General features: G+C 29.5%; 9 protein-coding genes. 2 read left to right on the top strand and 7 right to left on the bottom strand.

The window, feature by feature from the left end; translation table 11 throughout:
• Nucleotides 1–40: 40 nt before the first annotated feature.
• The 6 genes from AVBRAN12637_RS09385 to AVBRAN12637_RS09360 all read right to left on the bottom strand — a co-directional run bounded on the left by AVBRAN12637_RS09385 (nucleotide 41) and on the right by AVBRAN12637_RS09360 (nucleotide 6,640).
• Nucleotides 41–2,170, bottom strand: coding sequence for an autotransporter outer membrane beta-barrel domain-containing protein (locus AVBRAN12637_RS09385; RefSeq protein WP_336615802.1), 2,130 nt, complete (start codon nucleotides 2,168–2,170; stop codon nucleotides 41–43).
• 96 nt (nucleotides 2,171–2,266) lie between these two features.
• A complete protein-coding gene (locus AVBRAN12637_RS09380) occupies nucleotides 2,267–2,713 on the bottom strand; it encodes a hypothetical protein (RefSeq protein WP_214118914.1) in 447 nt (148 codons plus the stop codon).
• Nucleotides 2,703–3,635 (bottom strand): D-2-hydroxyacid dehydrogenase, encoded by a 933-nt coding sequence (locus tag AVBRAN12637_RS09375; RefSeq protein WP_214150307.1) that lies wholly within the window; start codon nucleotides 3,633–3,635, stop codon nucleotides 2,703–2,705. Before AVBRAN12637_RS09375 ends, AVBRAN12637_RS09380 begins: the two co-directional genes overlap by 11 nt.
• Nucleotides 3,632–4,690 carry an iron-containing alcohol dehydrogenase gene (locus AVBRAN12637_RS09370; RefSeq protein WP_336615801.1) on the bottom strand — a complete coding sequence of 353 codons (1,059 nt, stop codon included), beginning with the start codon at nucleotides 4,688–4,690 and terminating at the stop codon, nucleotides 3,632–3,634. The genes AVBRAN12637_RS09375 and AVBRAN12637_RS09370 overlap by 4 nt, the downstream gene beginning before the upstream one ends.
• A gap of 9 nt (nucleotides 4,691–4,699) precedes the next feature.
• On the bottom strand, nucleotides 4,700–5,866 hold the full coding sequence (locus tag AVBRAN12637_RS09365; RefSeq protein WP_336615800.1) for a glutathionylspermidine synthase family protein: 1,167 nt from the start codon (nucleotides 5,864–5,866) through the stop codon (nucleotides 4,700–4,702).
• 105 nt (nucleotides 5,867–5,971) lie between these two features.
• Nucleotides 5,972–6,640 (bottom strand): hypothetical protein, encoded by a 669-nt coding sequence (locus tag AVBRAN12637_RS09360; protein ID WP_336615799.1) that lies wholly within the window; start codon nucleotides 6,638–6,640, stop codon nucleotides 5,972–5,974.
• Between the two features lie 108 nt (nucleotides 6,641–6,748).
• Between AVBRAN12637_RS09360 and flgE the strand changes: the two genes are divergently transcribed.
• Together flgE and corA are read left to right on the top strand one after the other, a co-directional pair.
• Nucleotides 6,749–9,238 (top strand): flagellar hook protein FlgE, encoded by a 2,490-nt coding sequence (gene flgE / locus AVBRAN12637_RS09355; RefSeq protein ID WP_336615798.1) that lies wholly within the window; start codon nucleotides 6,749–6,751, stop codon nucleotides 9,236–9,238.
• A gap of 84 nt (nucleotides 9,239–9,322) precedes the next feature.
• Nucleotides 9,323–10,282, top strand: a complete 960-nt coding sequence (corA, locus tag AVBRAN12637_RS09350) for a magnesium/cobalt transporter CorA (protein WP_336615797.1) — start codon at nucleotides 9,323–9,325, stop codon at nucleotides 10,280–10,282.
• Between the two features lie 478 nt (nucleotides 10,283–10,760).
• Here corA and AVBRAN12637_RS09345 read toward each other — a convergent pair whose 3' ends face one another.
• Nucleotides 10,761–10,937 carry a hypothetical protein gene (locus tag AVBRAN12637_RS09345; RefSeq protein WP_336614316.1) on the bottom strand — a complete coding sequence of 59 codons (177 nt, stop codon included), beginning with the start codon at nucleotides 10,935–10,937 and terminating at the stop codon, nucleotides 10,761–10,763.
• Nucleotides 10,938–11,198: the final 261 nt, after the last annotated feature.

Here is an 11,198-nt window from a genome sequence, read left to right as displayed (position 1 = left end):
TAGTGGGGGTTTGATAAAAAAGGGCTTTAAGCCCTTTATTTTAAAATGTATATCTAATGGTTGAGTTTATTTCATAATCATTTGTAAGTTTTGTGCCAAAGCTTCTTTCAACACTTAAATTCAATCTTAAATTATCGCTAAATGTATATGCTGTGCCAACGCTTACAAATCCTCTATCGCTAGCTCCTAATTTGCTTTTTACCTTAGCATTTACTCCTTTTATAATATCGCCTATTAAAAGGTCTGCTTCTTTAGTTTGAGTATCAATTACTGCCCCAACACCAGCTCTAAATGTAAAATCATTTACGCTATAACCTGCAAATATTTGTGGTTTAAATATTAATGGAGAGTGAGCATCTACATTTATTTTAAACTTATTAAAGATTTTTAAGCTTGATTCGTATTTGCCGATATATCCAGTGATTATCTCAAGACTTGGTTCAAGATAAAAATTATTATTTACATTAAATCTATATCCACCCTCTGCACTAACTAAGAATGAATTTTGAGATTTAACATCAACAAATTTACTATCATAACTACTTCTTATATATTTTAATACCAAATCAGCAAAATATCCATCATTGTGAATATAACTCAAATACGCTCCTACGCTAGTGTCTTTTGCTCTTACACCTGCATTGATTTTATCATAGCCAAATAGCACACCAGCAAGAATATCAGCATTATTTAAGCTAGTTTTTTTATCTGCACCAATTTGGGTTGAATAATAATTGAAATTATTGTTACCATTGCTAAAACGACCACCATAAATTCTAAACCAAGTCCCAATATCCGCATTTAAACCACGCACTTCACCTAAACGCTTATTCATATTATTGATTTGAACATTTAAAGTGCTTAGAGCTTCTGCTGTTATATCGTCTTTTTTCTCATCTAAAATTGTTGTAGCTATTTGATTTGCTAAGGTTTGTGCTTGTGCTTTTACTTCAGGAGCTGCATTGCTTAAATCTCCATTGTGTGAAGCTGCTAAACTGATTAATGCGTTAGCGTGAGTTTGAGTATTAGCCGTATAAATACCACTTGACATTAACTCTTCTTTAGCTTTTTTGCCTTCTTCTGTATTGTTTGTAATATTTGCTTCAATATTTTCTAATTCTTTTTTTAAGTTTTCTAAATCTTTATTAGCTGTATTTAGTTCTGCTTTAGCTTTTTCAAGGTCTTCACTTGCAGTATCTAAAGCTGTTTTAGCGTTAGCATTGGTCTGTTTAGCTTCTTCAACTTTAGTTTGGGCTTCTACATATACTTTCATTGCTTCTTCAACTTTGGTTTGAGCTTTAGATGTTGCTGTAATATTTTCTTGAATTTTTGTTTCATAATTTTTAGCTTCATTTTGCTTCATTTCCAAATCTGCTTTTAATTTAGTTAAATTTTCGTTTGCGAGTTTGTTGTTTGCAGCAATTTTATCCAAATTATTACTTGCAACCGAATAGTCATAAAGTGCTTGACTTTTTTCACCAGCCAATGGTGCAATAACGTCATCACTCATTTTTACTGCTAAATTTGATTCTTGAACTTTTTTCCAAGCTTCATCAAGTTGCGCTTTTAATGTTTCTTTGTTATCCATTGTATTGTTATATTGTTCTTGTAATTTTTGATGTTCTTGTAACGCATTGTTATAGTTTTTAACTAATTTACTATGATTTTCAATTTCTGTCTGATATTTTAAATTGAGTTTTTCATAATTATCACGCTTTTCTACCAATGTAGTCTGTGCTAGTTCTTGTTCTTTTTGTAATTTTTCAACTTCCAATGTTTTGTTTGATATTTGAGTATTCAGTCCGTTAATTTCAGAATTTAAATTATCTTTTTGAGTATTTAAAGAATTACCTTGATTTACTAAATTAGTATGTTCTCTTTCAGCTTTATTTTTTTCGCTTTCTTTATCTCCTGCTGTTAGTATTGCTGTATCTATAGCTTTTGCAGTTTCTTTAAATGCTTTATCTTTTTCTTTATAATTTGTATCAGCATTATTTACGCTTTCTTGTTTTTGAGTTATTAGAGTATTTTGCTCTTTAATCTTGCTTTCTAACTCTGTTTTTTGACTTAAAAAAGTTTCTAAACTATTACTTAAACTATTTTCTACTGCATATACATTTGTCCCTAGTAGTGCCACTGCACAAACTGATGAAAATAATACTTTTTTCATAATTTCTCCTTATTATAAATTCCATCTAAATATAATATTTTTTTGTAAATTTCATTAGATTATTAGGAAAAAATTATTATAGAATAATAAAATTTATTATTTATTAATTTTAATGATAATATTTTTTGAAGAAAACTCACATTTTAAATCATCAACAACATAAGTTAAATCATCAATTATTTGAGTAAAACCATTTTGAGTTTTTGAGTAATTTTTCTTAGAAAATATATTTTTACATAAAATTATATCTTTTAACAAATCATCATAATACCATTTGCCAAAGAATTTTTCATTAAAGCTTTTTTTGGTATAGCATTCGTTGTTAAAACATATTTTTTCATTGATTTTAAAAGTATTTATGTATTTTCCAAGCGTATATAAATCAAGACTTAAATCACCTTTATTATTCTTTAAAAAACCTTGTCCTTTAAACTTAATAATATCGCTTTTGATAGTTAGATTGATAGTTGTAGTTGGAATTTGCTTAGCACAAGAGCTAAAGAATAGGGCTAAAATTAGCCCTAAGTAAATCTTATTTACCATTTAAAAAATCTCTTAAATTATTCACCATCATTGCCACTAGCCTTGTAACACACTCACAAGCAGTCCAAGCTATGTGTGGGGTGATTATTAGATTTTGCTTTTTACTTATGTTCAATAAAGGATTATCAGCACTCATTGGCTCAACTTCTACAACATCAAGCCCAACGCGGATATTTTTACTATCAATTGCTTTTGCGAGTGCTACTTCATCAATTATCCCGCCACGCCCAAGATTTAGCAAATACGCATTATCTTTCATCATTGTTAGTTCTTTTTCGCTGATTAATTTATATGATTTGTCGTTAAGTGGAGCGTGAATGCTTATAATATCGCTATTTTTTAACAATTCTTCTAAGCTAACTTTTTTAAAATCAGCATTGTTATTATTGCCACTAAGACTTGTATAAATCACATTAGCACCAAACATTTGTGCTATTTTTGCAACTTCTTTTCCAATAGCTCCAAGTCCTATAATTCCCCAAGTTTTGCCTTCTATTGTGTAAATTCTTCTTGAATAATCGCAAAATAATTCGCTCTTAGCCCAATTGCCTTTTTTTGTGTAGTCATTATAATAAAGAGTTTCGTTCATTAATGATAAAAGTAGAGCATAAGTATGTTGAGCCACACTTTTTGTGCTATAACCTGCTACATTTTTAACTACGATATTAAATTCTTTTGCCGCAAGCAAATCAACCGTATTCATACCCGTTGCACTAATTAAAATTAGTTTTAAATCAGGGCAAGCTTGCATAACTTCACGGCTCATTTTGATTTTATTAATCACTGCTACTTCGCATTTTTCTAATCTTTTTACTACTTCATTAGGCGATGATTTTTCATACAATACAACTTCGCCAAATTCTTTAAATGCGTCAATGTTTTCTCCACCTAAGGTGTTTGCGTCTAAAAATACAATTTTCATTCTTTCTCCTTTTTATAAATTAAAGCATTTTTTATCTCATCAAGATTTGTTATAAAACCACGATTAATTAGATTAATAACATCGCTAGATGCAAGGACTAAACTAGCTATTTTGTCAATATGTTTTAAAAACTCATCTTCTTTTATAAAATCACTTATTTTAGTAGGTAAATTGATTTCTTTGTAAAACTTAAGCAATTTTTCATATTCATTATATTTTTTCTCAATTAGTAATTGGACTAAAATACCAAATGCTACTAATTCTCCGTGCAAGAAGTTTTTTTCTATTTCTTTAATATAACTTATCGCATAGCAAGTTGCGTGAGCAAAAGCCCCATTATATTCAATATTAATTGAGCGTGAAACATAACCAGTATTTACTATTATTGACATTACGACATTTTTAAAACTCAAATCATCATTTAAAGATTTTGCATATTCATAGTTTAAATCTACGCACAAATTACTACAAATTTTGCCAAAAGAATTTGAGTAATTTACGCCTATATTATTAGCTTTTGCATATTTTAATTGCAAATCAAATTCGTAAAATTTCGCCATCGTATCGCCAATACCTGCTATTAAATACCTTTTAGGAGCGTTTTTAATAGTTTCTAAATCTATAAAACATTTAAAAGGCGGTTCTTTAAAAAGCGCTAATTCTTTAAACTTTTCATCTTCATAAATAACAGATAGAGCAGATACAGCAGCACAAGTTGCAGCGATTGTTGGTATAGTAATTATTTTTAGATTAAAAGCATTTGCTATGTATTTTGAAGTATCTAAAACCTTACCACCACCAATTGCTAAGACTAAATCAAATTCTAAGCCTTTGCATTCATTTATAATTTTATTAATATCATTAAACGAGCATTCTTTAGTATGCGTTAGATGATAATTGCCACTAATTGCGTATTCTAATTTATCTTTAAATTTCGCAAATGCCGTAACTCCAGCAATAACTAAAATATTTTTATAATTTTGTAATTCTTGTTTTAAATTCTTTTTAATATCAAAATCAACTACAAATGAAGTAAGACTTAGAATTTCTTGCATATTTTTCCTTTATTTAATAATGTGTCCTACGAATTGTGCGTAATTATCTATAATAGTTCCACCTTTTCTAAATCCAAGTCCGCACGCTTCGTAGGCAAAAAATACCCCAGCTTGATAGAACTCGCCATTATATTCGTTAAGTTCTGCAAATTCTTGATAAATAAATCCGTTATTTTCATAATCTCCATTATTTTTTGTAATTATTTCGCCATTTTTGTCCAAAATCGTAACATTTGCACCTTCACGACCAAAAAACGGCTTTTTAACTTGTTTAGCATTTTCAAGTGGTAAAAAGCTAGTTTTTAATAAATATTTATGATTTGGATAAAGCTGCCATAAAATCTCTAAAATAGCCTTGCTTTGAAATAATAATGTATAAGCAGGATTTAGGATAATTGCTTTTTGATTTTTAATTATTTTTGTTAGTAAATGTGCTAATTCGCTTTCTTCAATAGCTATTATTTCCCAAGGAATTAGCATAAAGCAAAACTCATAATTCTCATCAGCTAAAAACACTCCATCTTCGCTAAATTCAACATCTTCAATATAAGCAAACTCGCATTCATATCCAGCGTCTTTTGCCATTTGCATAAGCAATCTTGTAGTTAGCTCTTCTTCAGTATTTTTTACACTTGTAAAAAGTATTTTCCAGCCTTCATATACTTCATCAAAATTACTTACATCTTCATCTAAAGTTGATAAGCGTTTAAAATTATCAACGATTGCTTCGTAAGTGTGATTGAATTGATTGCTTTCATCTAAGTTATTTAGTCTTAATTGCTCAAATTGTAAAATCGCCGTTTCAAAAAGTGCCGTTGGAGTATTTGCATTAAACTCAAGCAATTTAATAGGTAAATTATCAAGCCCACCAGCTAAATCAAAACGCCCATATAAATGCCAATGAACTTCATTTTCCCAAGATAATTTCACAACTTCGTGTAAATTAAAAGGAATGCCAAGTTTATCTAAAAGATTATTATCAATTACATAAGAACCTGCGTTTATAAACATATCATATAGCTCATTGCAAGCGTTATAATAATTATTTGCTTCATCTTCGCTAATTATTATTAATTTATCATCTACATATGATTTTTTATCTTCATTTGTATGCCAAGTAAAACCCATATTTTCTAGCTTTTCAGTGCTTAGTTTTTGAATATTTAAAAATTTCATTTTTCTCCTTTTAATAAAAGCTGATTTTAACAAACATTGATAAAGCTTTTATGATTAATTTTTTTTTGATATTATGAAATGTATTTCGTGGGTGGACGGACACCCTTAAAAGCAGAGTTTTACTCTGCTTATCAAATCTTCATTAAAATCATTTATCAAATCATCTAAAAATCTTTCTAAATTAACTGGGTCTATACTGATATAATAATTTTGATTTAATTTGTAGCTTATGTTAGAAATTTTATTGTTTCTAAGTTTTAATAAATTTTCAAAATGACTCGCGCGATTTCTAAGAATTAAAAATAATTTTAGCAAAGCTCTATTTTTATCAATTAGTGATATTTTTGTCTTTTTGTTATTAAGAAAATAATATTTTTTATTATTCTTATCAAATCTTTTTAAGTCTAAATCTGAAAATATATACTTCTCAATTTTTTCATCTTCAATAATCTTAATTATCGTTCCTAGCGTAAGATTGCTTAATAATTCATCTTTTGTAGGTGTTCTTTTTTTGCTTTTATATAATTTATTTATTTGTTCTTTTATACTTTCATTTTCGTAATCTAAAAGCCAATCATCATTATTAAACTTTTTTGCCAAAATATCATTTAAATAATTTCTTAAAGTTATTTCCAAAATGCCTATTTTTGGGGATAATTTTGAAATTAATTTAAGATTTTTAAAATGCTCGTCTAAGTCTTTATAACTTTGTAATCTTGTATTTGATAAGCACTTTATTAAATCTAATCTAAAATTATTTTTTACACTATCCACAAAATCCCCTTATTTTCGGTATTAAATAAACATTTTAATATAAAAAAATAAAATTGGAACACCTTTTGCTAAAACTTGCTTAGAGAATTTAATTACAAGGATATAAAAATGATGAGATCACTTTGGTCTGGAGTATCAGGTCTTCAGGCACACCAAATAGCAATGGACGTAGAAGGTAATAACATAGCAAACGTTAATACAACAGGCTTTAAGCACTCTCGTGCAAATTTTAGCGACTTGATGAACCAAACAAGCAAAGTTGCAACAGCTCCACAAGGAGAACTAGGTGGTAAAAACCCTATGCAAGTTGGACTTGGAACTCAAATTAACTCAATTACTAAGATTTTTGCTCAAGGAAGTATCCAAACAACAAAGAAAAACACAGACTTAGCTATCCAAGGCGATGGATTTTTCGTAGTAAGCCCTGATGGTGGTAAAACTTATAAATATACAAGAAACGGGGACTTCGTTCGCGATGCTTATGGTAACTTCGTTGATAATAATGGTTATATAGCACAAGGTTGGTTAAGAGATGAAGTTACAGGCGAAGTTGATACGACATCTCCAATTAGAAATATAGTAATAAAACCAGGTCTTACAACTCCTGCAAATCCTACAACATTAGTTAGTTTAAAAGCAAACCTAAATTCAGGTAATAGCATAGGCGATAAAAAAACTCCAATCTATCAGCTAGATAGCAACCACGAATGGACTAATATAAACGGCGATGGTATTAAGGTTGATGCGGGTGTGCATAAAGAAAACGATGTTTCACAAAATAGCTTTATTACAAACAAAAATGGTGAATTACGCTTAAATGAGCGTGGCGTTGATATGGGGGTATTATTCAATGCTAGTGGAGAAAGTCTTGGACTTAGAAAAGGTCAAGGAATTTGGGTTAGTTATGCAGAAGCTAGAACTCAACAATTAACATTGGGTGTAAATGGTAACGCAATTGATAACAATGGTAAATTTGCTACAGCCGCTACATTAAATATAGAAATTAACGGCACTCAAATTAGTGGCAGTGTATCAAATGTAGCTGATATAGCAACTGCTATTAATGGAGTAAGTGGTAAAACAGGCGTAAGAGCTGATATAGTAAATGGAAATAGACTTATTTTAGTAAATGATAATAAGCAAGGCACAACAGCAGCTATGAAGAATATAATTCTAAAAGCTGGAAATGGTGTGGCTCCAGATGGCACAGGTATTCTAGGAAGTGCTATACAACATCATCAACCAAATAATGGTGCAAGTATAGAAGTAATTACTGCTTATCAATATACTTATGATCCAAACCCAACTAATACAGCACACGCATTAAATGCTAATATGGAAAGAACATTTAATACCACAGAAGATTTAAGAGAAGCTATGCAAAAAGATGCAAGGCTTTATGTAAATTACGATGGAAGACAAGTAACTGATGCTAATTGGAATACGGCTGGGACTAAAAATGATGGAGTTGAAATCATAGTAGATGCTAAAGGACAATTCGTTATCAAAAATCCTAAAGGAGACGCATTTAATGCTGATGATGGCGATGTATTTGATATGAGCACAGAAGCAATCAATGAAAGAGCTAGAATTAAATACAATAATCAACCAGGACATGGTTTGGGTGATTGGGATTTATTGGATGCACAAGCTCAAGCTCAATTTATTGAACTTAACGCTGATGTAAGAACTCCGGCAAATGCAAACAACAATGAAGACGACTTCAATATGTTCTTAAGCATTAGCAATCTAACAAATCCGGCAAATAATGTTAATGAAAACGATAAATTTATGAAAACTATGCAAGGTATGCAAGGAGCACTTACAAGTGGAGATGGAATTCGCCAAACTCAAGGGCTTTATATGAGCGCACACAGTTCAAGTATTGATATATTTGACTCACTTGGGACAAAACACTCAATCAAATATGACTTTACAAAAATCGGCTACACAGATGATGGTGGCACAGAGTGGGGAATAGTAATTCAAGTTCCAGAGCCTTGCGAAATCAACATTAGTGGCGAAGGTCCAAAAAATGTCCTAACAGGAACAATTAGATTTAATAGCGATGGTTCATTACAAGGATTTAGCCCAAGTTCAGTAAGCTTTACAGCAAACAACGGCTCAACCCCTAATCAAAACATAGATTTTTATTTCGGTAACCCAAATGATTTTGATGGAATTACAAGTTATGATAGAGAGAGCAATACAAGTGGTATTTCTCAAGATGGTTTTAGTGGTGGGGACTTAAACGGAATTAGAATTGATGAAAGCGGAACAATCATCGGAAGCTTTACAAATGGTAGAAGCTTTGGTCTAGCACAAATTGCGATGGCGACATTTACAAATAACGAAGGTTTAGAAGCTGAAGGCGGCAATGTTTTCACTCAAACATCAAACTCAGGTGAGCCAGTAATCGGAGCTGCTACAACAGGTGGTCGTGGTAAAATCCAAGCAAGTAGCCTTGAAATGTCTAACGTTGATTTAAGTACATCTTTAACAAACTTAATCGTAATTCAAAGGGGTTATCAAGCAAACTCTAAGACAATTACTACAAGTGATCAAATGCTTAACACACTTTTACAATTAAAACAATAATTCTTAGGATTTAAGCTTAGCCTTAAATCCTATTTAAAATTTCAAAATTTTCATTATAATAATTAAAATTTATAAAGGATTTTTATGCTTTTTATTTATTATAAAGACAATTTAAATGTATTAAAACGCACTATTAATATCAATGAAGAAATACCTGAAAATACTTTATGGGTAGATTTGTTTAATTTCAACCTAGATGAGATTGCTTATATAGAAAATAATTTTAATATTAAAATTCCAAACGATGATGAAAAATACAACATAGAAGAAAGTGCGAGATATTGGGAAGAGCAAGATACTATTACTATTAATAATGTGTTTTTAAATAAAGACGCTCTAAATCAAACAACCACTACAAAAGATACGATTACATTTTTACTAAATAAAAAAGTATTATTTACAATCCGTGCTAGAGAAATTCCGACCTTTGCTTCTGTAGAAAACATAATTCTAGCAAATCCAACTCATTATAAAAGTGGCTATGAGATATTAAGCGAGATTTTTGATATGAGAGTGGATAAAGATGGAGATGTGCTAGAGTGGATTGATAAGATTTCAAGATTGCTAAAAACCGAGATTTTAGAGCAAAAAAATGCTCTTGATTATGATTTTTACCTTGCTAAGATTTCAAATCTTCAAGATTTAAATATGCAGATTAGGTATTCGTTGTTTGAGAAGAAAAAGACCTTATCATCACTTATTAAAAGCGATAAAATAGGCGTTCATATTAAAGAGAATTTAGACATAATTTTAAAAGATTTAAATTCTTTAATAGATTTTAGCCTTTCGCAACTTGGGATTTTGGATAATATACAGACGATTTTAACTAGCAAAATTGACATAGAACAAAACAAAATCATAAAGCTTTTTACCATTGTTACCGTTGCTATGATGCCGCCTACTTTAATAGGGACAATTTATGGAATGAACTTTGAGAATATGCCTGAATTAAAATTCCAATATGGGTATTTTATAACCTTGAGCCTAATGATAATCTCTACAATAATACCTATTATATTTTTTAAGAAAAAACGCTGGTTGTAAGGACGGAATTTAAAACAATCATAAATATTTTTTATGCTAGTTTTTTTGATTTTGCTTAGTTTTTATAAAAAAGGTGCTAAGAATAGCACCTTAAAATAATTACAATAAAAATATATCGCTAACATCTAATTTATGTTAAATTATTTATTTTGCTGTGATTTGCAATGCTAATGCAAGTTGGAATTAATATATTTTTATTTTTTATACACTGGCACTAAATCATTTTTGATATGACAATCTCTGCAATATTTTAAATCCATTACAATGCGTAGTTTTTATAAATCAGCTCTTAGACTTCATCATTTGCAAGGCGTTTAATAATATCTAGCGTTAGATTTTTATCTTCTTTACTTGGTTTTTAAAATCTATTTTAAAGCCTTTAAAAATACGGATTATTATTTGTTGTAATTGTTACATTCATATTTGTTACTTTTGTAATCGTTAGTATATTAAATTATCAAGCTTTTAGCGAAATCTCTTAATCTAATTCTTTTAATCTTTTAAATACTGATAAAATCTCTGGTTTGTCTAACTCTTTTTCCATTTTTGCCATAGTTTGACTGACTAATCGTCTTTCTTCTTGGTATTCTTGTGTTTTTAAATTTTTATCTATATATGGATTTTTCACAGCGTTATCAAAATTAAATTCTTTCATCTTAGCTCCTTTGTAATCGTTATCTTATACTAAATATGTTTAATTTATCAAGTTTTAAAGAATTTAAATTAGGAAATTGATTTTTAAATTTAAAAAAGGGAGCGAGTGCTCCCCTTAGGATTATTGCAACAACCTTAGTAATTTTTACTATTGTAATAATCCTAGTCGTTTTTTAAGATAGCTAATGCTATCTTAAAAACTCCTATTATTAACGCAATAATCTTTAATGCGTTTTTAAAGATAGCCGAAGCTATCTTTAAA

Source organism: Campylobacter sp. RM12637 (genome assembly GCF_020137645.1).
In the GTDB taxonomy this organism is placed as follows: domain Bacteria; phylum Campylobacterota; class Campylobacteria; order Campylobacterales; family Campylobacteraceae; genus Campylobacter_E.
The sequence above is the reverse complement of the archived record's forward strand: the minus strand, read 5'-3'. Positions and strand labels throughout refer to the sequence as shown.